Below are 22,499 nucleotides of genomic sequence, written 5' to 3'. Positions count from 1 at the left end.
GATGCCGCATATCACTTAATTGAGGCTAATTTTTATTTACGCTGAATAAATTGATGTAGTTCTTCATCATTAAGAATTTCTGTGGTGAGTTTGTCGATTAATTGATTAATGTCGAGCTCAAGTGTGGCAAAGTCAGGGCTTAACGGGCCTTTAAGGTAACCATTAGCGTTATATGATTTTGTCAGTTGCTGCTGGGCATTTTTGGCCAGTACATTAATGACTAGTCTGGTATTAGACTCAAAGCTAAAGGTGGTATCTGTGACATCGGCAAGCAAATAATTAAGCTGAAATTGCACTGAAGTTGATGCCGCTGGGTCAACCATATAGCCCGCTCTAATCATCCCATCGCGAAATAATTTGTCTAATTGTTGGCGCACTGGTTCGCTTGTACTGACCAATCTTGGCGTTGTATCAGGATCATTGAACCTCACTACAAAGCTGGCTTCTCTTGTATCAATGGTTTCAACTTTTACAGGGAAGTCTAATTCGGTTTGCAAGTTGATCGCACCAAGCGTTGGATTAAGACCAACGTGAGTCGGCTCATAACTGGCACAAGCCGTGAGTAATAGTGATGATAGTAAAATCGGTAAAAATGACTTCATGTGGTAACTATTTTGAGCTAAAGGTAAGTAAAGGATACCAGAAATTGTTCACCATTCCAGCGCAATAGCGCATCGTTAATGCAATTCTGTTACGGACCAACTCAAGCCGTTTTTCGCAGTTGGACGCGCGGGAGTCTCAAAGTTGACTTGAAGCGCTAACGAATACAGTTTAATTTGGTTAGAGGCTATTTCGTTGATGATCTACAACACAGGACTCCAAATGCAACATGTGCAACCGCAGTTAGCTCCACCGCAATTAATACATTCAGATGGGCAGCCCGTGTTTGGTGTTTTTGATGGTATGGTCGATTCACTCAACGTTAAACAGTTTAAATTTTACAATGAGATGGACGTGCAAGCATCCGCACTTGCGAAGCATTTTGCCTATAAACAATTCCAGTTTGCGAGCATAGTAACACCGCATTATATTGTGGCGTTTGCGGTGGCAGATATTCGTTATGTCGCAAATGGTTTTTGTTATTTATACGAAATAAAAACCAATAAATTGACTCAAACCCAGTGGCTCACCCCGTTAGGTTTAGGCTGTCAGGTTAGTCTGTCGCCCAAACAAGGTCGGGCGCAAATAGGTCGTCAGCGTAAAGGCGTCACTATCGATATTGTAGATGGCCAATGGCAAGTCGATATACATTTAGCACATATTCAGGCTAATTTACGCTTGCAGTCCGCGCCTCTAAGCTTGCCTATAAGCCTATGCACTCCAACCGGTTATAATGGCTGGACTTATACGCAAAAGCACAATGGTTTGTCCGTCAGTGGCCAATTAACCATTAATCATGAACCGCAACCTTTACAGTACGCGCTAGCAGGGTATGATTTTTCAGCAGGTTTTATGCGCCGCGAAACGAGTTGGCGCTGGGCATCGATTAACGCCCAAACCGATGCCGGGATTATTGGGCTTAATTTAGCCGCGGGAGTCAATGAAACTGGTAGCACTGAAAATGTGATGTGGATAAACGGTGAGCGGCACTTATTGGGCAGCGCGCAGTTTGAGTTTAATCGACACTCACAACAAGATATTTGGCATATCACTACCAACGACGGTCAAGTTGATTTGTATTTTAGGCCGCTTAATCAGCGCAGTGAAAAACTGAACTTATTTTGGCTTAAGAATAACTTTAGGCAATACATTGGCTTTTTTAGCGGTGTAATAAGCGACAACAATGGCAATCAATATCGTCTACATAATCAGCTTGGGCTTACAGAAGATCATTTTGCCAAATGGTAATGAGCTAGTGTTTAGCTGTAACACACAATAACAAATGGAAAATCATATGGACATGGATTTACTGATTACCCACCCAGAGTGGCTATTGCTGGCCTTAGCACCACTGTTTTTCATTTGTATTGTTTTGGAGTGGTGGTTTGGTGCGCGTGCGAAGCGTTTACCAACAAGTGCTCAATATCACCCAGCCGAAGTAGTGTGCAACTTTGTGTTGGCGGGAATGCATCAGGGGGCTGACATTATTGCTGGCTTATTGATTGCTAAAATCTATCTGCATTTTTTTGGTTGGCGCTGGTTTGATATCGACATGACGTTATTCACATTTGGCTTATTACTGATTGCACAAGATTTTTGCTATTACTGGTTTCATCGTGCAAGCCACCGCATTCGTTGGATGTGGGCTGCCCATGTGGTGCATCACAGCTCAGAAAGCATGAATTTCAGTACCGCTTTTAGACAAAGTTTGATGTACCCGCTGGCAGGAATGTGGCTTTTTTGGCTCCCGTTGGTGCTCATTGGGTTTGACCCTAACTGGGTGGTGTTTGCGGTATTGCTCAACTTGGGATTACAGTTTTTTGTTCATACTCAAACTATTAGGTCGCTCGGCCCATTAGAGTGGATTTTTAATACGCCGTCACATCATCGTGTTCACCATGGGCGTAATCCACAGTACATTGATAAAAACTATGCCGGGGTGTTGATTATTTGGGACAAAATGTTTGGCACGTTTGAGCCAGAAAATGAAACAGTGCAATACGGCATAACAAAACCGGTGAACAGTTTTAATCCCTTGGTGGTAACGTTTAGCGAATGGCGTGACATGTGGCGCGATGTGAGTCGACCTGAGTTAACGCTGGCACAGCGCTTTAACACATTGTTTGCGCCGCCAGCGACTCACCAACCGGTATCGACAGCGTCAGATTCACAACAGAGGTTATAACACTTTAATGGCTTTGACCGAATACACTAATGGAATGTTATGGCCTTTGTGCTGTAATCGATACCCTTTATTTTTTATATATTCTAGCCCCTCAAAACAATTGTAAGGGCTGTATGGGTGTTCGTTTAATGATGCGATAGTTAATCCTGCTTGTGTAAGTGCATTAATCACTTCGCTTATCGGATGCGGCCATGTGGCGACCGTTTCGGTTTGGTTATTGTGGTTTTCGGTGTAGGTCACTTCATCTTCTATATCAGGTTGTGTCTGTGCAAAGTATCCATAACCACACAACACATCATTAAACGGATGAAACTCCACTAAATGAAATTCACCGCCAGGACGTAATGCGCCGGCAATGGTTTGTGCCCAGCGGCTTAAGTCGGGTAACCAAGCAAGTACGCCATATGAGGTAAAAACAATGTCATATTGTATGGTGTTGTCTTGCCCAAACTGGTAGATGTCGCTGTTGATAAAGTTAGCATCGAGCTGTAGCTGGTTTGCTAGCTGCTGAGCAGTGGCGATAGACTCAGTTGATAAGTCTATCCCAGTGACTTTTGCGCCAAGCCTGGCCCACGATAAGCTGTCTTGACCAAAGTGACATTGCAGGTGCAACAGGCTTTTATTTTTTACATGGCCTACTTGTGCAAGTTCAATGGGATTTAAAGATGACTTGCCATCAACAAAAGCCTGTAAGTTATAAAATGATGAGTCTAGGTGAATTTTAGTGCGTTGATCCCATGCGTGTTTATTGATTGCTAAGTAGTCCATTTTCGTCTCTTCTTATTGGTTTTTTCTCAACTGAGCATCATAGTACTGGGTTGCTTGTAAGCATGCTAATTAATGGGTATATAAACAAAAAAAGCCTGCTAAGGTAAGGTTAGCAAGCTTTTTTACCGATCAAGTAGATATTATAACTTAGGTTTTACCGGTTCTATTTTTCCACCTAGCCATAACGATATTAATGCCAAGGGGACAAGTGCTGCACCCAAAATAAAGAAGGCTGTATAGTCGCCGCCTTGAGTCATCATTGGCACTAATTGAATGGTGATGATGACACTTAACACCGCCGATGTGCCACTAATACCCGCTAAAGTACCGACGGTTTTCCCCGAAAAGTAATCACTCGGTAAGGTTTGTACGTTACCAATGGCGGTTTGAAAACCAAATAAAATAATGGCAATCAGCCCCATGGCTAACCAAGGCGTCGCAGCTTGCGAGGTTAATAACAGTGCCGGCAACATGACTAGACATCCTAATACAATCGCACTGCGACGCGCTTTGTTAACTGTCCAGCCTCGGCTTAATAAATGCCCGCTAAACCAACCGCCAAACAATGCACCTATTGCTGCGCCTACATAGGGCAGCCAAGCAAATGCGCCAATTTCTTTGACATCAAACCCAAATTTTTCATTCAAATACAATGGTAGCCAAGCGACAAATAACCACCAAATAGGGTCGATAAAGAAACGTGCGGCAATCACTCCCCAAGTTTGACGATGGCGTAATAATTGCGCTGTGGTTGGTACGTATTCTTTGGCTTGATTTTCTTCGGTTGAACACTGTTGTCCGCTAAGAATATATTGGCGTTCTGTTTCAGTGATCCATGGGTGAGCATCAGGTGCTGATTTGTAAATGATCATCCATGGAATGATCCAGATAATACCGAGTGCACCAATCACGATAAAGGTGGCTTGCCAGCCTAAAAATGCATATAAAAAAGCGATCAGTGGCGGGGCAATAATAGACCCTAGCGAGGCGCCAGAGTTAAAAATACCTTGGGCAAGTGCACGCTCTTTAATTGGGAACCATTCAGCATTAGCTTTGGTCGCACCGGGCCAGTTACCGGCTTCACCGATACCAAGAATGGCTCTAAAAACGGCAAATGACATTGCTGTTGCTGCGATGGCGTGTAATGCAATTGACACCGACCACACTACTATTGACAGTAAAAAGCCTAAGCGTGTACCAATGGCATCAAATATTTTACCAAACAGTGATTGGCCAATGGCGTAAGAGATCATAAACACCGTGATAATATTGGCATAATCACTTTTGTCTAAACCTAGGTCTTCGGCAATGCCCGGCCACATAATGGCTAGGGCGGAGCGGTCGATGTAATTAATTACGGTGGCTAGGGCAACCAAACTGACCACAAGCCAACGCAAATGGTTTAGTTTAAACGGGCTGTTTTTCATGCTAAGTCCTCAACAAAGTCTTCACGCGGCGGACTAAAGGTATCAATTAAAATTCCGCCGGTTGGGCATACCGCGCCATGTTCAACATGAGGTGGAATAAAAAAGCTGTCGCCGGCATGGAGTATTTGAATCACACCGTCAACATTGACATGAAACTCACCTTCAACAACATATGAGACTTGCGAGTGGCGATGAGCATGTACATAACCTTCTGCGCCTTTATCAAACCAGATTTTTACTGCCATTAGTTCGTGGTTATAACCCAACATTTGACGCTTTAACCCGCCGCCAATGTCTTGAATTTCTGTTTTATTGCCAAAGCCAAAATGTTGATTCTGTTTCATTGTATGTTGCTCCTAATTTTGTTTTAAAATGTTGCTTAATCAAATGAGTCAGTGTTGAGCGGCCCTAAAAGTTGGGCACGGCCATTAAACGGGTACTGCACACCATTAATGTTGATGACACTTCGGGGTTGTTCGGTTAATGCTTGCTCGCTATGGTTTATTGCCAATAGATATTGTTCACCGTCAGTAAAGCGGATATGAACAGCTGATAACTCTGCTTGTTGATGGTGAGTTAAGGCGGCTATGTTGCTGGTGGCGCCTAGAGTGAACTCTTTTGCTGGGTTGTATTCGCCATGTGGTTCAAGCACGCTAACAAAAGTGTGATTGCTGGCTTCCACCCGATAAATAAACGCCGGCTGTTGGCGTAAGTTCATATTGGGGTCGTTTGCACCTAACTGAGTAAACAACATTTGTTGATGCTTGCCGTTAGTGCTGACTAACGTGCTATGGCTATAAAAACGACCATTGTCATTTAACCAGGTGACTCTTGCGAGTGTATCGTTAGGGTTGTCTTGGGCTAAGTTAGCGGTTGCTAACAACCATAAGTGTTGATAGCCATTAGCGCTGCCCAGAGTTGACAGTTGTGTGAGCGATGCTTCACGGTCAAAGTTGGTGTCTATCAACTGCCCTTGATAATGCACTGGCAGATCGTATTGATGAGGTTGGCTCGCAGTAACCTTGAGTATGTCGACAGTTATGACAGCCTCGCGTTGTGGAATATTAATCAGTGCAAAAGTGCGTTTAAAGGCAACATCATCGTAAGCGCTGTCAATCGAGGCCGAAGCAAGGGTTAAGTTTTGTTGCTGCTCGTAAAAGTGGATTGTAGGGTGATGTTCATTGGCTTGCTTTACTTTGCCATTAAAGTGGCTTGTTTCATCGACCACTAACGTATTGTGGGCAATCGTTTGCTTAGCCCAGCTGGTGTTTTCAGGTAAATACCCGCCGCCAGACTTAGCTTCAATATTCAAAAATCGGGCTGCGCCATAATCGGAGACGATTTCATTTCCTTGATCGTAAAACTGCCAAGTGAGTTTATCAAAATGGCCATGGCCTAAACCTTGCGCCGTGGCTTTGTAGACTAAGGTTTGGTCGGTTGGTTTGCCATTACGCATAACCACGAGTGCACCTTCGTCACCTCGTTTGCCATCCCGATATAACCCAGAATTAAAGGCAAAAGGTTGTTGCTGTTGTTTGTCTAAACCTTGTGCGACTTTAAGGCCGTCACCGGTGAGTAAAATCGTGTTTTGTTGTTTGGCTATATCGAGTAAACGCGGGTCGCCGTTTAAGCCATATGCTATCGCAGCACCATTGACTAGTTCGACGGTATCGATACCTTTACTTTTAATGGCGTCGTTTAATGGGAACAGTAATTTATTGTAACTCAACGATACTGTGGTATTTATCGCATTAAGCAGAATGCCGTCTCGATACTCAAAAATTTTGCGTTGTGGTTCATTTTGTTCAATGGCTTTGGCAAACGTAACAAATGGCATTAACGCATAGCGTTGATAATAAGGCCCTTCGTTGTAATAACCATCAGGTGAAAACAACTCGTCTAGCTGGCGCATAAAGCCGCCATTTTTAGCGAGGTCAAGGTCATATAAAGCACGTTCTACCCACAAGGGCTTGTTAAGTACGTATCCTGTCATACCCACGGCTGCGGTGGCCCAGGTGCCATGGTTATGTACTTTGTTGAAGGTATGTGGTGATTGCTCCGACAAAAATAATGCAACGGGGATAATTGCCCCTGTTTCGATTGTGTTGCGCTCGGCGGGCGTTAGCGCCGAGTAAATAAAGTCGTAAGCCTGAATGGTATGCACTAACCAAACGGCTTCGTTAAGGCCTTGCCAAAACAGTTTGCCCGCGTTGCTGTTTTTACGTTTGGGGTGTACAGGTAATTCGGGGTAGAGTGCGGCGTATTGCAACAGCATATTTTTTACATATTCGGCATATTTTTTCTCGCCAGTGAGTTGATAAATAATGCCGGTGTCATACATTTGCTGATAATTGCTTTTGTGTTTTTCGTGGGTATAACCTCCACCACTATCTTGAGGTAATGGCACCTCAATAGGTTGACTAAGACCGATATCAACTTGTTTAAGCTTCACCTCAAATGCATGTCGAAATGCGCCCGGCTCGGTAATCGCCTGCTGCATGGCCGCGACGTCTTGTTGATTAATCACAAGATTGGGATGTGTTGCAGCATTGGCGGTTAAATGGATACTCAATAGAGTGAGGATCATGGCGAGTAATACGGCGCCAAAATAATGCATCCTTCGACTATTTTTGGGTATTAATTGTTGTTTGAAAGCGAGTTTATTCATTTTGTTTGCACTTTATTGTTGTTAATGTTTGCCGTGTGCTTACCCGTGGCGACTAGCTCATTAACTTGAGGGGGGGCGCTGTTGTTGAGTTGATTGTTAGCGATACGCGTTTTGGGTTCACCGACAGTGTGCTCAATGATTATTGCCGCGCTGTCGCTAAAGTGGTTGTTATCTATTTGGCTCACTTGTACCCCATGCAGCTTTAACAGCGCGCCAGACAAATTATTTTTTCCCATGGCAACATCATTAAACTGGTTATGCTTAACCAGCACATGCGGTCCAAAAGTACTTTCGTCGCTGCCGCCGCGATATACTGATGCGACAGTGCCTTGAATATGTTCAAATTGATTATGGCTCAGAGTAAGGTATTCCGCGTTGTAGATACCTTTATCGTCGGTTTCTTTATCTAAGCGAAATAGATCGCCGGATATGTGGCTAAATAAGTTATGAGTGATGGTTATTTCATCAGCAAATGCACGTTTACCGGAGTCGAAAAAGTGGAATTGATGGTGAGTATTGAGCTGCTCAATAATGCTATTTATCATCTCAAAACGGTAGTTAGTTAACATGCCTGTTGAGCGGGTTCTGATAACACTGTTACCGTTTGCATTTGGGCTGTTTATGCCAGTTATACGTAAGCCGTCAAGTTGTAAATTACCGTTATTTTGGATTTCAAACAGGCTAGAGTGCTTAAAACTGACAACCGCTTGATGCTTATTTAGTGCTTTCAGCGTGAGGGTTTTATCAATGGCCAGTATCGTGTCGATGTTATATTGGCCATCGTTAAGTAATAATGTGTCGCCAGGTTGTGATGCTGTTACCGCATGTTCTAATTCACTGGCTTTGGCGTTAACGCTGATAGTGTTGCCAGATTGGAAGGCCACGCTAATCTCAGATTTGGGATACCAAGTAGTACCCGTTTGCTGTTTTGTTATGGGGAGCAATGCGCTACTGGCACCATACTGGGCAAGCTTGACATCACTTGGGTATAACAAGCCATTTGCTGCACGAGCCATAGTGATATTGTGGGTGCTCATGCCTTTTTTTATGATTGGGTTTAAGTCCTTGCTGGCAAAGTTCGTGATGTTGTCGCTAAAGCGTAAACCGCTTATGTCATCATGATAAGCCAATGGCGACTGTGGGTTGATAAATAGGTTTTGAGTGATCGTGCTGTCTTTGGGGGCAGCTGAGCGTTCGCTATCACTGCCGGCTGCCAGCTCTATGTGGTCAAGGTTAATAAAGCTGTTGTGGTGAACATTGGCATTAACCACTTGATGATAACGATTTATGGGTGAGTTTGGCACGCCATTCATCATCGTAAAACCGCTGCCAAATCGAGTGCCAGTTAGCCCTTCAAGATAGTTGTTCGTGACAACTTGATCCCGGTTAATAATCCTTATCCCACCGGTATGTTCAACGCCGTTGCCTAAAAATACATTGCTGTCGATGATATTGCCGTTGCCGTGTCTTAGGGTTAGCGTGCCCCTAGACTGATAAAACAAATTGTTTTGTATGCGGTTTTTACCAGATTTAACCGAAATAATTTCGACTTCACCGTCACAGCGATCAAAATAGTTATTTTCTATTACGGTTAATGAGTCTGATAATGAATGATGGCTGGTGCCTATTCTAATGGTTTCGCCGCCGTTAGATCCTAAAATAGGACGAGGGCCAAAATAATTATGGTCAATACTATGTTGATTTTGTTGGTTATGCTCACCTTCTAGGCGAACGGCTAAGGTTACACCGGCATTGCGTTTAGCGGCAAAATGATTGTGATCTAAGCGGTTGTGCTGACCATACAAACCAATCCAATTATCTGAAATGTGGCGGTCTGGGTTGTTGTAATTATCGATTACGACTTCGGTCACTCGTGAGTGGTTAGCGACCTCTTTATCGCTTTTTTTAAAGGAAATAACTTCATTACTTGGTGTAAAGCCGTCTTTAAAAACTAAACCGGAAACTTTTAAATACTCTCCGGCTAATGTTAAATTTGATTGGCCAGATAAAATCACTTCACCTTTAGTTTGTGCTGTTAGCTCGATCAGTGCATCCGCTCTGCCGGTCGCTGTAAACTCGATTTCAAAATCTTGCCAAATACCATTTTTTAAGATGATTTTATCGCCTGGTTGTAACTGTTTTAATGCTTGTTGGTATTGTGTGGGTGATGCGACTAAATACTCTTGAGCATTAACCTGAAGGGATAAGGTTATAAGTAATAATAAGACTAACCATTGTGTTAATACCCCATAATATAAAGGTGTTTTGTCATAAAATGGTTTCATATTGTCTCTCGAATCTAGCTGTTTTTATTTCCCACCAACACGCAATTTATCAATTGGTAGGCCTAGGTTAGTTGTGACGTTGAGCAATAGCGCTAGTTGTTTAACACCAAGCTAAAAAGCCACTTTAGTGGCAATATGCTTACTTCAAATGGGATGATGGACGGAAAGGCGGTTTAATGACGGTATAAACACGGCACATGAATTGGCTAAATGACTGAGCTTAACCCTTTTGAATATTTGAACAACGGATGTTGTTTTGTTCAGCTTCTCTTTCATTTTAATCCCCCCAGATCAACAATTTCATTTTTATAGTCGTCAGCCCCATGAAAAATGGGGTTTTAACAATTATTTTACTGAACAGAAGCTAACCAATTACCAGCTTGTTGTCAATTAAATGGTTTTACCAATTTTCGTTATCTCATCATTGGTGTTATTACCAATGGTTTGTGTGGGTATGACAATGTGCTATAATTGCAATAGTTTGATCTAGCTAACATGTTAATTAATAGTTTGCTGCAATAGTAAATACCGATAAAATGTCAGTATTAAACCTATAAATTGGTTTTACTTTTCGAAGGAAGGTATATGAAAAACCGTCGTTTATTTTGGCGAATAGTCGATACAATTGAGGCTTCTATTGCCAGTGGTGAGTATCCGGTTGGCAGCCGTTTGCCTCCAGAGCGTGAATTAGCTGAAAAGTTTGATGTTAGCCGTCCCACTATTCGTGAAGCGATTATTGCTTTAGAAGTGCGTGAAAAAGTCGAGGTAAAAACCGGTTCTGGTGTGTATGTTGTGAATCATCAATTACAAACGGTGACAGCCAGCAAGGTTAATGCATTTGAGCTCACTCAGGCTCGTGCTTTAGTTGAAGGTGAAATCGCGGCCTTGGCTGCCAAAACCATTACAGCAGAAGAGCTTGAAAAGCTTCATGGCACTTTAGTCATGATGAAAGACATGCAAAATGTTGAAGAAGCCGATGAGCTATTTCATCAAATTATTGCTTACTCAACTCGTAACGGTGCATTGATTAATTTATTTGAAAATATGTGGTCGTTGCGTTCATCGAGCAATGAAATCATTGAAGATTATAATATTGTTTGTAGCACCGACAATAATAAAACGCTGGCCGAACATACAGCAATTTATCAGGCGTTGTCTGCTCATGATGCCGCTGAAGCACGATTAGCAATGCATAGGCATTTTAATCGTTTAATCAATGTGTTATTTGATAAGCTAGAGCAGCAAGCATTAGAAGAAGTGCGGCGTAAAAACAGTGCTAACCGCGATTTATACTCGATTGAGAATTTGGTTAAGATTAAAGGTTAACCGTCTTTTATCAATGCTGAGCAATATAACGCGTCAATACTTAGTGTTGGCGCGTTTTTATTTTGTGGTCAAAAAAAGACCCCTTAGAAATGATCTAAGGGGCCGACTATCGGTATGAGACAGAGGAGCTCTACCTGTAAATATCGACATCCTTGTCGAACTTTGTCATTCATGAAACTGTTTTTACCTACCCAAGACCTTTAATTTGATGAATTGGTGTCAGTAAAATTGAGCTAATTAATATGATTTTAGTTGGCCAATAAAGCTGGGTCATAAGGGCAAGTTAATGCCAATCAGTACCGTTACCCAACACTAAATACATAACTTGTCGTTAATTAAGTTGATTGATAATAAGCTTTGGTTGTTTTGTTTGTCAACCAATACTGAATATTGGTCATACCAAACTGATAGTGGTGGTTAAAGGGGGAAACAATCGGCAGCGATGCTAACGATTGGCTCAGATTACATTGTTGAGCCAATCGTTTATGGTGAACTAAAGGCTATTTTTTGGCTTGTAAAATAACAAACTTACCGTTGGATGCAACCGTTGTACAGTTATTGAAAATACGTTTTATTTTGACGTGATATGCCAAGTGGCGGTTGCCAACGACATGCAGTATTCCCCCTTTTTTTAATCGCTTATATGCATCGACAAACATTTGCCAGGCAATATGATCGGTAATGGCTTCACCTTGATGAAACGGAGGATTACACAAGACAAGATCGGGAGTCACTTCTGCTGGAAGGTGAGTTAAACAATCGTCCCAATAAAAATATCCTTGTGGAGTGTCTTGTTCAGTATTGTCTAATGCGTTGCGGTGCCAATTATGCTCTGCTGACGCAATTGCCATATCTGAATCGTCAACAAAATGCACTTGTGCTTGTGGGTAACATTGCTTGGCATGCAATCCTAAGACACCATTACCACAGCCTAAATCGACGATTTGCGTGAAGTCGCCTTTAGGCATGTTGTCGAGCATAATCCGCGCACCAATATCTAATTTATTCGCGGCAAATACATTAGCCAAATTGTTGATATTAAGACCTAACTCGTCAATTTTCCAGTTTACTGCGGGGGAAACTTCGCGAACCTTACCATCACTAACACAACTAATGACGCGTGTTTTCTTCCAGGTGAGGCTCGCCTTTGCTGGGCCGAGGTTTTTGTCGATAAGTGAGAGCAACGCAGCATTAATTGATTTCGCTTTGGCACCTATTAATATTGGGGTCCCTGGTGCAAGCACTGTGGATAAACGGGCCAATTGCTGGGCAAAATAATGTAGGTTTTTAGGTACTTTCATTAACACCAGTTGAGTGTTGTTATTGAATGTCTGGCGGCTATTTATAATGGATAGTGACGTTGGTGATAATTGATTGTGCTGCAAATTATGCTGGCAGCCAAGTAAACTGGTTTTTGCATCGGTTTCTAGGGTAATAGGCCATTGTGGGTTTTGTGCTGTTAATGCACACGTTAATGCCCCAAAGTTGTCGTTTAGTATTGCTGTTGGCACTGCCGTTTGTTGGGTTTCAATTAAGTGCTTAATTAAATGCTCATCGGCAGCGTCCCATGCTTGTAAGTTTGATGCTTGTTGTGTGGGATAACGAAATAGCTCAAGTTCAATGCCTTCACAAGCAAATTGGGTGGTCATGGGTGTGTTACCTAAATAGAAATTTTATGAATGTGGTCTAATTGGGTCTATTGTGGACCTTGCTACCCAATAGGTAAGCGTATTATCTCAGATATCAGTAAGCGGTGCGAGACATAGCGACAGTGGTAAAGATTGCTATTCATTAAGCGGTTGAGTAAATTGGCAATATTCATAAATAATTTCAAGGGACAATGATGAAAGGTGCAGGTGGAACGTCAGGTGGAATTGGGCAGTTTTTTATTGGTTTAGCGATGATGTGTGGCGGGTTTTATATGCTGCTTAACGCCATCAAAATTACCAGTTCATTTGGGTTTGGTAGCCATTTGTATCGCTTTGGTGGGTTTGGGCTAACCAGTGGTATGGTGATGATCCCGTTTATATTCGGGGTTGGGATGATGTTTTACAACGCTAAAAATCCGTTGGGTTGGCTACTGACGTTTGGGTCACTGGTTGCACTTATTTTTGGGGTGATAAGTTCGATTAACTTTCGTTTTTCGTACATGAGCGCCTTCGATTTAATCGTCATTTTAGTGTTAAGTATTGGTGGCTTAGGTTTGTTTTTACGCTCACTAAAAGCTATCGATAACCGTTATCCTGATGCCTAAATAAGTATCTAGCAGCCGCTTGTTTGAACATCGATAACGGGTCGAGCGGTGGTTGATGTGGCTTGCCTATAACGTAAATAACATTGTGCAACGCCTGCATCTTCATCTATTACGCCATGCCAATAAACCCATGCTCCATTGTATACACTCGCTCGTTTTTGCCAATCTCCTTCCGGTAGATTCATGAGTAAATCTATCCCAGCAGCGGTACCGTCTGGGTAACCATAAGCAAGTGCGACCTCAACGCCATCAATATCAAGCGTTGTTGTTTCGAGTCTTTCAACGCCAGCGACTGCGGCTTTTGAGTAAGTTAATGTGGCTGCCGATTGCATCGCACTTTCCATGCCTACCATTGTTGACACAATCGCGTCTTTGCGTAAGTCGATAAAGCGGCTACTGGCCGCTATGGCAAGTATTGCCAAAATAATGATCACCACGACCAGTTCAATTAAGGTGAAGCCCGCAGGTTGTTTGACGATACCATTATGTGTTTTTTTCATGAGGTATATTTATTGTTATTTATCGGTTCATTAAAGGGGTCATCAGTGATCATTGATCTACTTGATGCTGTTTTATTGTTATTATCGACTTATCTTAGATTTGTTTGTTGGTTAATACTGTGACGAATTCAACGACTGCAGCAGTTTCTTCTAAAGGTGTAGCTACACCTTACCGCGTTTTACCCTGGATTTTACAGTTTTTATCACCTTATAAAATTAAGGTGGTTGCCGCGATTGTGTTTTTGTTTATTGGTTCATTGGCGTGGTTGTCGCTAGGTCAGGGCGTAAAACTGATGGTTGATGAAGGGTTTATTGCAGACAATGCCAGTCGATTAAATGAAATTATATGGCTTATTATTGGGATTACCGCCATCAGTGGTACTGCCGTTTTTTGTCGTTTTTATCTGATGACCTGGCTCGGTGAGCGTGTCAGCGCAGACATTCGCTTGCAAGTTTATCAGCACTTGTTGTCGTTATCGCCAGGCTTTTTTGCCACTCAAAGAACAGGTGAGGTGATTTCTCGCTTTACCGCAGACAGTACGCTGATTCAGAGCGTGGTGGGCTCGAGTTTGTCGATGGCCTTGAGATCGGTTGTCACGGTTGCTGGTGGTATTGTGATGATGGGATTTACCAGTGTAAAACTAACTTTGCTGGTGTTGTTAGCGGTGCCATTAGTGCTGGGGCCAGTGAGCTTTTTTGGTCGTAAAGTCAGGTTGTTATCGCGTAAAAGCCAAGATAGGGTGGGTGATTTAGGTGCCTATATCGATGAAACCTTACACGAAATTCACACCGTTCAGGCCTACACGCATGAGGCGAAAGACCGTCAGCTTTTTTCTGAGCGCGTCGAAGCGGTTATGCAAGTTGCCAAGGGGCGGATTAAGTATAGAGCCTTGCTTATTTCTACAGTGATGTTTTTGAGTATTGCAGCTATTGCTTTTGTCACATGGGTGGGCGCTCAAGATGTCATGAGTGGCAATATTACTGGCGGTGAATTATCTGCGTTTATGTTTTACGCTGTGATGGTGGCTGGCGCGGTGGCAACCATCAGTGAAGTCTTTAGTGAAATCCAACGAGCATCAGGTGCTGCCGAGCGTTTGCTCGAGTTAGTTAATACGCCGATCGATATACCCGAGCAAGCACTACCAGAACAATTACCCACACCGGTAATGGGTCAGTTAGATGTTAATCAACTGGTGTTTGCGTATCCGTCTGATACAAATCAAGAGGTGATAAAGCAATTATCAATGCAGATTAAACCAGGGGAGCGAGTTGCGCTTGTTGGCCCCAGCGGTGCAGGTAAAAGTACCTTATTTGAATTGATGATGCGTTTTTATCAACCTAAATCTGGAGAGATACTTTTAGACGGTATTGATATTTCTACCCTGTCGTTAGCGGCGTTGCGACAGCAGTATGCACTCGTGCCTCAAGAGTCGGTGATATTTGCAATGAATGTATTCGAAAACGTGCGTTATGGGCGTTTGGACGCTACCGACGACGAGGTGATTCAAGCTTGTATTGCGGCAAAGGCAGATGAGTTTATTACTGAGTTTAATGATGGCTATTTAACCTACTTAGGCGAGCGTGGCGTACGTTTGTCTGGCGGGCAAAAGCAACGTATAGCTATTGCCAGAGCCATCTTGGCTGATAGGCCTTTGCTGTTACTGGATGAGGCAACCAGTGCTTTAGATGCAGTGAGTGAAGTGAAAGTGAAACAAGCCTTGGATACGTTGATGGCCTCACGCACTACGGTGATTATTGCCCATCGCTTAGCAACAGTGATTAATGCAGATCGTATTTTTGTTATGGATAAGGGGAAGTTAGTGGCAAGTGGAACTCATAATGAATTAATGATCAGTAATGAGTTATACCGCGAGTTTGCGAGTTTACAATTGTTGATGGACAGTGAAGCAACATAGCCCGTAAAAATCAGTTTAAGGGTCGTAAATAACAAAGATGCCGAGACATCTTTGTTATTTACGGCAAGATATTTATTTACGTAATTCTCGGCGTAAAATTTTACCAACGGTACTTTTAGGCAATTGTTCGGTAAATTCAATTATCCGCGGCACTTTGTATGCGGTTAACTGGCTGCGACAATAGTCAGCAATAATTTTTTTGGTTGCTTCCATATCATCCGGTTGTTCTTTTAAAACAATCACAGCTTTAACGGCTTCACCTGTGCGTTCATCTTCAACACCCACCACAGCACATTCTAGTACGAGCTCATTGGTTGAAAGCACATCTTCAACCTCATTGGGATAGACGTTAAAACCTGAGACAATAATCATGTCTTTTTTACGATCTACAATGGTGTGATAACCATCTTCACTGGCAATAGCAATATCGCCAGTTTTAAAGAAGCCATCTTGAGTCATCACTTTGGCGGTTTCTTCTGGTTTGTTCCAATAACCTTGCATGACTTGAGGCCCACGAACGGCTAACTCCCCAGCTTGCCCTGTCGCGACTTCATTGTCTTCCATATCCAACACTCTGACTTCGGTCGCTAATACTGGCTTTCCAATGGTGCCAAGACGCTGATGTCCAGGGGCGTTTAAACTGACAACGGGTGAAGTTTCTGATAAGCCATATCCTTCAGATATCATACAGCCTGTGGTTTGCTGCCATAGGTTAGCTGCGGCACTCGTCAGTGCGGTTCCACCTGAAATAGTAATGGTCATCTTACTGAAATCTAATGCTTTAAATTCAGGCTGATGGCATAAACCCACAAATAAGGTATTTAAGCCTGCAAACCCAGTGAAGGGATAGGCTTTCATCGTATTAATTAAACCAGCGATATCGCGTGGATTAGGGATAAGCACTGAACAGCTGCCTGATTCAAAATACAGAACTAAATTCACCATAAATGCGTAGATATGGTAAATCGGCAGCGGTGCAACAAACACATCCTTGCCTTCGGTCATGGTGCTTGCAATTCGTGATCTTACTTGGCCAGAGTTAGCTAACAGGTTGCCATGATTGAGCATCGCCCCTTTTGATAGCCCCGTTGTGCCACCTGTGTATTGTAAAGCTATCAAATCATCATGTGTTGGCTTAACCGACTGATAAAGATGTTTTGCCCCTTCGGTTAGCACATCTAAAAATGTCATTTTTGCAAACGGTGTATCGGGCTGTGGTTGTGGCTGGATCAGATCCATTGCATGCGTAGAAATAACCAGCTCAACAGGCGTGTTATTGACGACATTTGTGAGTGTTGGCAACAAGTCTGACAGTACGATTAAGGCTTTTGCGCCTGAGTCGTTAAATTGATGGGTTAATTCTCGTTCGGTGTACATAGGGTTAGTGTTAACTAACACCATACCTGCGCGAATTATGCCATAGGCTGCAATAACAAATTGAGTAATATTGGGTAATTGAAGCGCTACTCTATCCCCAGGTTTCAAAGTAGTGCAATGTTGCAAGTAGGCTGCAAAATGACGTGAATCGCGTTCTATTTCGCTAAATGTTGTGTCCTTCCCCAAGCATGCGTAAGCGGTGTTTTGCGCATATTTTTGACACGATTTTTCGATCAAGTCGACGATAGAAGTATATTGATGTAAGTCGAGTGTTGAATCTGCATCATAAGGCATGCATACCCCCAGTAAATTTTGAGTTGTTATTGTAATAAAATCAAACGTCCGTTTAGATTGCATTACTAACCTACACTCCTCTTCGTTAATTGGCAAAGATTGTATTGAAATTGAAAAGACCTTCCGTTTTCTGCCATTTAACAATATTACCGCTCAACTAGGTGTCAATTTATATTTACAATCATGTTTTTAAGGCGTTTTTATGACAAAGTTGTTATATATCAAAAAAATTCATCTGTGATCTGTATCACAAATAAATCAATGGCTTACAGGGTTAATTACAGGGTTGTTATTTAGATGCTGCTTATTTTATTTTAGAAAGTGTTAGTAATTGTGTTTGCGTTGTTATAAAAATGTAACCGAGATAAGGATCATTTCACAAAATAAAGGGTTGGTTTTAGGGCTGAATCACCTAAAAACCACTCGAACACTAAAATAATAAGCAGTTGGGAAGATAATAATGATGCAATCAAAAAAGACTAAATTCGGCTTTAGTTCATTGAGCTTAGCCATTTCATTCGCGCTTGCCGGTACCGTTGTAAGCAGCCAAGCTTTTGCTGCTGATGACGACGCAACAGCCAAGGAGAATGTTGAAAAAATCGCTGTTGTCGGCTCTCGATCGGCACCTCGTTCAGTTGGTGACTCACCGGTACCAGTAGACATCATCAGTAGTGACGACCTCAAAAAGAATGGCTCAACTGATATGATCGATATGTTAGTGACTTCAGTTCCTTCTTTTAACTCCAGAGCTCAACCAATCAGTGACGCGGCGACGCTTGTTCGTCCAGTTAACTTACGTGGTTTGCCATCAGACAGTACGCTTATTTTGGTTAACGGCAAGCGTCGTCACCGCGCTTCAGTTATTGCTTTCCAAGGTGGTGGCATTAACGATGGCGCTCAAGGTCCAGATATTTCAGTTATTCCTGGTGTCGCATTAAAACAAGTGGAAGTGCTACGTGATGGCGCAGCAGCGCAGTATGGCTCGGATGCCATTGCAGGTGTCATGAACTTTGCTTTAAAAGATGCCTCTGAAGGCGGTTCTATCACTGTCAGCCAAGGTGAATACTACGAAGGTGACGGTGCAGCAACGACTATTGATGGCAACATCGGCTTACCGTTAACTGATGATGGCTTTGTTAACATCAGTGCGCAATACAAAACTGCAGATGCAACAAGCCGCAGTGTACAGCGTCCAGATGCTGCAGCTATTGCCTTTGGTAACGATGGAACAGATGGTAACGAGTTCATTCAAAACCCTGCGCAAACCTGGGGTAACCCAGAAATTGAAGATGATTTTACCGTATTTGTAAACTCAGGCTTTGACATTAATGACAACACGCATTTATACGCATTTGGTAACGTGTCATCACGTGAAGCAACGGGTGGTTTCTATTATCGTAATCCGCACAATCGCGGTAACGTTTATTCGTTAGATGGTGGTGATACTTTACTTGTTGGCGATGTTGGTTTAGCCGAGAACGGTGTAGCGTCGTGTTCGTGGGTTAATAATGTATCTGCAAATGTACCCAACGTGTTAGCAACTGCTGATTATCAATCGATGGTTGCCGACCCAAATTGTTTCTCGATGAACCAAATTCGTCCTGGCGGTTATACGCCTCAATTTACTGGTAAAATTGAAGATATGTCTTTTTTTGCTGGTATCAAAGGTTCGTTTGGCGAGTGGATGTATGACGTTAGTGCCGGTACTGGTAGTAATAAATCGACCTTTGGTTTAAAGAACTCACTTAACCCATCTATGGGGTTAGATACGCCTACGGATTTTGATACGGGTTCTTATGAGCAAGTAGAAACGACGGTTAACATCGATTTTAATCGTTATATCACTATTGGCAACCTAGAAGATATTAGCTTTGCAACCGGTTTTGAATGGCGTGAAGAGTCATTTGAAATTGGTCAAGGTGAAGAGTCATCTTGGATTGCAGGCCCATACGCTGATCAAGGCTTTAACATTGGTTCACATGGCTTTAAAGGCTTTGGCCCAGAGTCTGCAGGTAAAAATTCTCGCAATAATATCGGTATATATACTGATATGGAAGCCTATGTAACAAATGACTTTTTAGTTGGTGTTGCTTTGCGTTATGAAGATTTTTCTACCTTTGGTGACACATTAAACTATAAGTTAACTGCTCAGTATATGGCCACTGATGCGTTATCTTTCCGTGCTTCGCACAGTACGGGCTTCCGTGCTCCAACGGTCGGTCAAGAAAACGTAGTAAATACGCAAACATCAATTGTTGATGGTGATTTGATCCAGACCTTTATTGCCCCGCCAACGAACCCGCTTTCAGCGTTTTATGGTGGTGAAACATTAAAACCAGAAGAATCTGTCAGTTATGCAGCAGGTTTTGTGTATGAATATGAAAACCTTTTCTTAACGGTTGATTATTACAATATTGAAGTAACAGGTCGTATTGCACAGTCTAGCCAAATTTCGGTTGAAGAAAGTGACTATGATGCACTAAGAGCTGCTGGTGTTGAGTTCCCTGAGTTGATTTCTGCGGTAACTTATTACACCAATGATTTTGATACCACAACTCAAGGTATTGATATTGTGGGTTCATATAGCATGGATCTGCTCTCTGGTGATGCGAAATTCAGCTTAGCTTATGGCTGGACAGACACTACGGTTGATAAGTTTGACGAAACCACAACTGATTTAGGTAAAGTACGTCGTTTAGAAGATGGTATTCCTGCGCATCGTGCAACGTTAACGTGGGCGCAAAGCTGGGATGATTTAAGTATGTCTGTTCGTGGTAATTACTTCGGTGAATACTATGCAACGCATGCGGATGATACATCAGATTGGGGTTCAGAAACTGCGGATGCAGCAGTAACTATCGATCTTGAAGTCAGTTATGCGGTTATGGATAACTTAACGTTATCTGTTGGTGCGAACAACATCTTTGATCAAGAAGCGCAAAAGCTTAAAGACGGTACTTTAGGAGAGTTAGGTGCGGTGTACTACGAAAGTGGTCCATTTGATTACAACGGTGGCTTTTACTACGGCCGTGTAAACTATCGCTTCTAAACCTTAAAATGTGTTAACCGTAATCACGGTTACTGTTTAATAAAAAAGACTGCTTCGGCAGTCTTTTTATTTTTCAATTCTGAGGCTGAGCAAGTGATAAAGCATAACGTATGTCGTCTATCATCAATACTTTAGGGAGTTCAATACCGTTTGGGTAAACTGTGCTATACACTTTATTAAAGGGTGTACCAGCAACGGATTGTTGTCCCATGTATTGCTCGATTACTGTATCTGCTTGAGTCCAATCACCTTGCATTAAGATAATGTTAGGTTGATTTAATTGATTTACCACTTGTTCTCGATGTAACACATTCGCTTTATTTGTTTGGCATGGCACACACCAGTCGGCCGTAATGTCAACAAACACTAATTTACCTTGCGAGAGGTATTGAGGAATTTTATTTGGTTGCAGTGGTTGCCAGCGTAGCGCTTGATAAGCGAGATAATCTTCTCCTTTATTAATAAATGCCAGCACACTCGCAAAGCAAAGGCCCATGATGACTAGCATTATAATAATTAAGGTTGGGATCGAATTCCCTTTTACTTTTGCCCACATTAATCCCGCTACCGCAGCAAAAATAATTCCTAGCAATATCATCATTATTGTTGTCATGGTTTTCTCTGTTATTGCTTTATCAAATACAAAAGTGGCGTTACATTAGCAGCGCACGCTTAATTGGTTGTTAAAAATAAAACAGAGGTGTTATGACATTTAGTGCTTGGTTAGGACTGTTGGCCATTTGTTGTTTGGGGGCGATGTCGCCAGGCCCAAGCTTAGCAATGGTAGTAAGGCATACCTTGAGTGGAGGCCGCTTACATGGCGTGGTATGCGCTTGGGCACACTCGATTGGTATCGGTGTTTATGCGTTAATAACATTACTTGGGTTAGCAGCGGTACTTAAAGCCTCGCCAATGATGTTTAATGCAATTGCCGTTGTGGGCGCGCTGTATTTAGCTTGGATAGGGATTCAGTCATTGCGCTCTAAAGGGGGGATGCAACAAAAATTAGCCGCAGGAAAACCGAGCCATTTATGGGAGGCCGCACGTGATGGCATTGCGATTTCATTATTTAATCCTAAGATTTTATTGTATTTTTTAGCATTATTTAGCCAGTTTGTGCTTGCGGCACAAACCACTGTTGGTCAGGGGTTAATTGTTTTTACTCCGTTAGTGGTTGACGGTCTTTGGTATACCATCATCGCATTTGTGTTATCACACGCTTCGGTATTGCCTAAGTTGCGTGAAAAGTCACAATTAATTGACCGTTTGTCTGGTGTGGTGCTGATTTTATTGGCGATAAGAGTGATTTATTCTTTGCTTTAATGCAATCAAGAAAGTAAAAAACCATCATAAGATGGTTTTTTTACTTTGATACTCTGGGTTGTTACTCCCCGTTAAATACCTGTACGCTATCATCAGCAGGTTGCTGTGCTGGTACAGGGGGATGGGCAATATGGTCATCCAAGTTTTCATTTAGCATGGCTTTAAATTCGTTAGAAAACCATTCTAGCGCATTGTCTTTTTCTGCGGCTAAGTCGGTTGACTTAATTGCGGCTTCAAATGCGTTGTAGCGTGCTGATGCAAATCTCATCGCGGTACCGACTTTGCCAATATCATTTTCTTGTTGGCTTAATTGATTGGCAAGAGCAATAAATTGATCGGCTATTTGATACATGGTGAGTTCAGTTTTTTCTTCAGACATCAGATCCACTTTTGGTGAGTTAGTTTCTATCGAGTGTAACGATTTCTATTTAAAATATCAGGTAAAAAAATTAACTAATGGGATCTTAATCGACAGATCGCTTACGCATGTCATCTCAAATAAATTCCAATGCTTTATTTGTCCACTC

The 22,499-nt window shown here is 42.4% G+C and carries 18 protein-coding genes; 7 read left to right on the top strand and 11 right to left on the bottom strand.

The annotated features are described in order from the left end of the window. Positions 1–32: 32 nt before the first annotated feature. Positions 33–602: a YajG family lipoprotein gene (locus PQR79_RS12245; RefSeq protein ID WP_238102491.1), complete on the bottom strand. Its 570-nt coding sequence runs from the start codon at positions 600–602 to the stop codon at positions 33–35. A 220-nt stretch (positions 603–822) separates the two neighbouring features. On the opposite strand from PQR79_RS12245, the gene PQR79_RS12240 reads away from it, so the two are divergent. Both PQR79_RS12240 and PQR79_RS12235 read left to right on the top strand, forming a co-directional pair. Beyond that, positions 823–1,848 carry a DUF2804 domain-containing protein gene (locus PQR79_RS12240; protein ID WP_238102492.1) on the top strand — a complete coding sequence of 342 codons (1,026 nt, stop codon included), beginning with the start codon at positions 823–825 and terminating at the stop codon, positions 1,846–1,848. Between the two features lie 46 nt (positions 1,849–1,894). Continuing rightward, positions 1,895–2,785: a sterol desaturase family protein gene (locus PQR79_RS12235; RefSeq protein WP_238102493.1), complete on the top strand. Its 891-nt coding sequence runs from the start codon at positions 1,895–1,897 to the stop codon at positions 2,783–2,785. On the opposite strand, the gene PQR79_RS12230 is transcribed toward PQR79_RS12235, so the two are convergent. From PQR79_RS12230 to PQR79_RS12210, 5 genes are all read right to left on the bottom strand, one after another. Further along, a complete protein-coding gene (locus PQR79_RS12230) occupies positions 2,780–3,553 on the bottom strand; it encodes a class I SAM-dependent methyltransferase (protein ID WP_238102494.1) in 774 nt (257 codons plus the stop codon). The two genes, PQR79_RS12235 and PQR79_RS12230, sit on opposite strands and share 6 nt — an antisense overlap. 140 nt (positions 3,554–3,693) lie before the next feature. Next, positions 3,694–4,980 (bottom strand): MFS transporter, encoded by a 1,287-nt coding sequence (locus PQR79_RS12225; protein ID WP_238102495.1) that lies wholly within the window; start codon positions 4,978–4,980, stop codon positions 3,694–3,696. Continuing rightward, on the bottom strand, positions 4,977–5,324 hold the full coding sequence (locus PQR79_RS12220) for a cupin domain-containing protein (RefSeq protein ID WP_238102496.1): 348 nt from the start codon (positions 5,322–5,324) through the stop codon (positions 4,977–4,979). Before PQR79_RS12220 ends, PQR79_RS12225 begins: the two co-directional genes overlap by 4 nt. Before the next feature lie 35 nt (positions 5,325–5,359). Next, complete coding sequence (locus PQR79_RS12215) at positions 5,360–7,567, bottom strand: heparinase II/III domain-containing protein (RefSeq protein WP_238102951.1); 2,208 nt, start codon at positions 7,565–7,567, stop codon at positions 5,360–5,362. Positions 7,568–7,644: 77 nt separating this feature from the next. Beyond that, on the bottom strand, positions 7,645–9,933 hold the full coding sequence (locus tag PQR79_RS12210) for a polysaccharide lyase 6 family protein (protein ID WP_238102497.1): 2,289 nt from the start codon (positions 9,931–9,933) through the stop codon (positions 7,645–7,647). Positions 9,934–10,518: 585 nt separating this feature from the next. On the opposite strand from PQR79_RS12210, the gene PQR79_RS12205 reads away from it, so the two are divergent. Further along, positions 10,519–11,259 carry a FadR/GntR family transcriptional regulator gene (locus PQR79_RS12205; RefSeq protein WP_238102498.1) on the top strand — a complete coding sequence of 247 codons (741 nt, stop codon included), beginning with the start codon at positions 10,519–10,521 and terminating at the stop codon, positions 11,257–11,259. Between the two features lie 500 nt (positions 11,260–11,759). On the opposite strand, the gene PQR79_RS12200 is transcribed toward PQR79_RS12205, so the two are convergent. Continuing rightward, the gene (locus PQR79_RS12200; protein WP_238102499.1) at positions 11,760–12,908 is read right to left on the bottom strand and encodes a methyltransferase; all 1,149 of its coding nucleotides are present in this window, start codon (positions 12,906–12,908) and stop codon (positions 11,760–11,762) included. 194 nt (positions 12,909–13,102) lie between these two features. Here PQR79_RS12200 and PQR79_RS12195 point away from each other — a divergent pair, with 194 nt between their 5' ends. Next, on the top strand, positions 13,103–13,513 hold the full coding sequence (locus PQR79_RS12195) for a hypothetical protein (RefSeq protein ID WP_238102952.1): 411 nt from the start codon (positions 13,103–13,105) through the stop codon (positions 13,511–13,513). Between the two features lie 8 nt (positions 13,514–13,521). Here PQR79_RS12195 and PQR79_RS12190 read toward each other — a convergent pair whose 3' ends face one another. After that, positions 13,522–14,013, bottom strand: a complete 492-nt coding sequence (locus tag PQR79_RS12190) for a prepilin-type N-terminal cleavage/methylation domain-containing protein (protein ID WP_274408520.1) — start codon at positions 14,011–14,013, stop codon at positions 13,522–13,524. A gap of 119 nt (positions 14,014–14,132) precedes the next feature. On the opposite strand from PQR79_RS12190, the gene PQR79_RS12185 reads away from it, so the two are divergent. Then, entirely contained in the window at positions 14,133–15,929 is a 1,797-nt protein-coding gene (locus tag PQR79_RS12185) for an ABC transporter transmembrane domain-containing protein (protein WP_238102953.1), read from the top strand. A 72-nt stretch (positions 15,930–16,001) separates the two neighbouring features. On the opposite strand, the gene PQR79_RS12180 is transcribed toward PQR79_RS12185, so the two are convergent. Beyond that, on the bottom strand, positions 16,002–17,600 hold the full coding sequence (locus PQR79_RS12180; RefSeq protein WP_238102955.1) for an AMP-binding protein: 1,599 nt from the start codon (positions 17,598–17,600) through the stop codon (positions 16,002–16,004). A gap of 460 nt (positions 17,601–18,060) precedes the next feature. On the opposite strand from PQR79_RS12180, the gene PQR79_RS12175 reads away from it, so the two are divergent. After that, a complete protein-coding gene (locus tag PQR79_RS12175; protein ID WP_238102500.1) occupies positions 18,061–20,649 on the top strand; it encodes a TonB-dependent receptor plug domain-containing protein in 2,589 nt (862 codons plus the stop codon). A 73-nt stretch (positions 20,650–20,722) separates the two neighbouring features. On the opposite strand, the gene PQR79_RS12170 is transcribed toward PQR79_RS12175, so the two are convergent. Then, complete coding sequence (locus PQR79_RS12170; RefSeq protein WP_238102501.1) at positions 20,723–21,262, bottom strand: thioredoxin family protein; 540 nt, start codon at positions 21,260–21,262, stop codon at positions 20,723–20,725. A gap of 92 nt (positions 21,263–21,354) precedes the next feature. Between PQR79_RS12170 and PQR79_RS12165 the strand changes: the two genes are divergently transcribed. Beyond that, positions 21,355–21,972, top strand: a complete 618-nt coding sequence (locus tag PQR79_RS12165; RefSeq protein ID WP_238102502.1) for a LysE family translocator — start codon at positions 21,355–21,357, stop codon at positions 21,970–21,972. A 61-nt stretch (positions 21,973–22,033) separates the two neighbouring features. Here the strand turns inward: PQR79_RS12165 and PQR79_RS12160 are convergent, their stop codons facing one another. After that, on the bottom strand, positions 22,034–22,351 hold the full coding sequence (locus PQR79_RS12160; RefSeq protein WP_238102503.1) for a DUF3144 domain-containing protein: 318 nt from the start codon (positions 22,349–22,351) through the stop codon (positions 22,034–22,036). Between the last annotated feature and the right edge of the window lie 148 nt (positions 22,352–22,499).

Source organism: Shewanella metallivivens, assembly GCF_028750675.1.
GTDB classification, from domain to species: Bacteria; Pseudomonadota; Gammaproteobacteria; order Enterobacterales; family Shewanellaceae; genus Shewanella; species Shewanella metallivivens.
Note: the sequence above shows the minus strand (reverse complement) of the source record. Positions and strands in the feature narration are given on the sequence as shown.

Bases quoted from the DNA above. Each gene is read 5' to 3' on its own strand.
- PQR79_RS12245 (WP_238102491.1), bottom strand. From the start codon at position 602: ATGAAGTCATTTTTACCGATTTTACTATCATCACTATTACTCACGGCT.
- PQR79_RS12240 (WP_238102492.1), top strand. From the start codon at position 823: ATGCAACATGTGCAACCGCAGTTAGCTCCACCGCAATTAATACATTCA.
- PQR79_RS12235 (WP_238102493.1), top strand. From the start codon at position 1,895: ATGGACATGGATTTACTGATTACCCACCCAGAGTGGCTATTGCTGGCC.
- PQR79_RS12230 (WP_238102494.1), bottom strand. From the start codon at position 3,553: ATGGACTACTTAGCAATCAATAAACACGCATGGGATCAACGCACTAAA.
- PQR79_RS12225 (WP_238102495.1), bottom strand. From the start codon at position 4,980: ATGAAAAACAGCCCGTTTAAACTAAACCATTTGCGTTGGCTTGTGGTC.
- PQR79_RS12220 (WP_238102496.1), bottom strand. From the start codon at position 5,324: ATGAAACAGAATCAACATTTTGGCTTTGGCAATAAAACAGAAATTCAA.
- PQR79_RS12215 (WP_238102951.1), bottom strand. From the start codon at position 7,567: ATGATCCTCACTCTATTGAGTATCCATTTAACCGCCAATGCTGCAACA.
- PQR79_RS12210 (WP_238102497.1), bottom strand. From the start codon at position 9,933: ATGAAACCATTTTATGACAAAACACCTTTATATTATGGGGTATTAACA.
- PQR79_RS12205 (WP_238102498.1), top strand. From the start codon at position 10,519: ATGAAAAACCGTCGTTTATTTTGGCGAATAGTCGATACAATTGAGGCT.
- PQR79_RS12200 (WP_238102499.1), bottom strand. From the start codon at position 12,908: ATGACCACCCAATTTGCTTGTGAAGGCATTGAACTTGAGCTATTTCGT.
- PQR79_RS12195 (WP_238102952.1), top strand. From the start codon at position 13,103: ATGAAAGGTGCAGGTGGAACGTCAGGTGGAATTGGGCAGTTTTTTATT.
- PQR79_RS12190 (WP_274408520.1), bottom strand. From the start codon at position 14,013: ATGAAAAAAACACATAATGGTATCGTCAAACAACCTGCGGGCTTCACC.
- PQR79_RS12180 (WP_238102955.1), bottom strand. From the start codon at position 17,600: ATGCCTTATGATGCAGATTCAACACTCGACTTACATCAATATACTTCT.
- PQR79_RS12175 (WP_238102500.1), top strand. From the start codon at position 18,061: ATGATGCAATCAAAAAAGACTAAATTCGGCTTTAGTTCATTGAGCTTA.
- PQR79_RS12170 (WP_238102501.1), bottom strand. From the start codon at position 21,262: ATGACAACAATAATGATGATATTGCTAGGAATTATTTTTGCTGCGGTA.
- PQR79_RS12165 (WP_238102502.1), top strand. From the start codon at position 21,355: ATGACATTTAGTGCTTGGTTAGGACTGTTGGCCATTTGTTGTTTGGGG.
- PQR79_RS12160 (WP_238102503.1), bottom strand. From the start codon at position 22,351: ATGTCTGAAGAAAAAACTGAACTCACCATGTATCAAATAGCCGATCAA.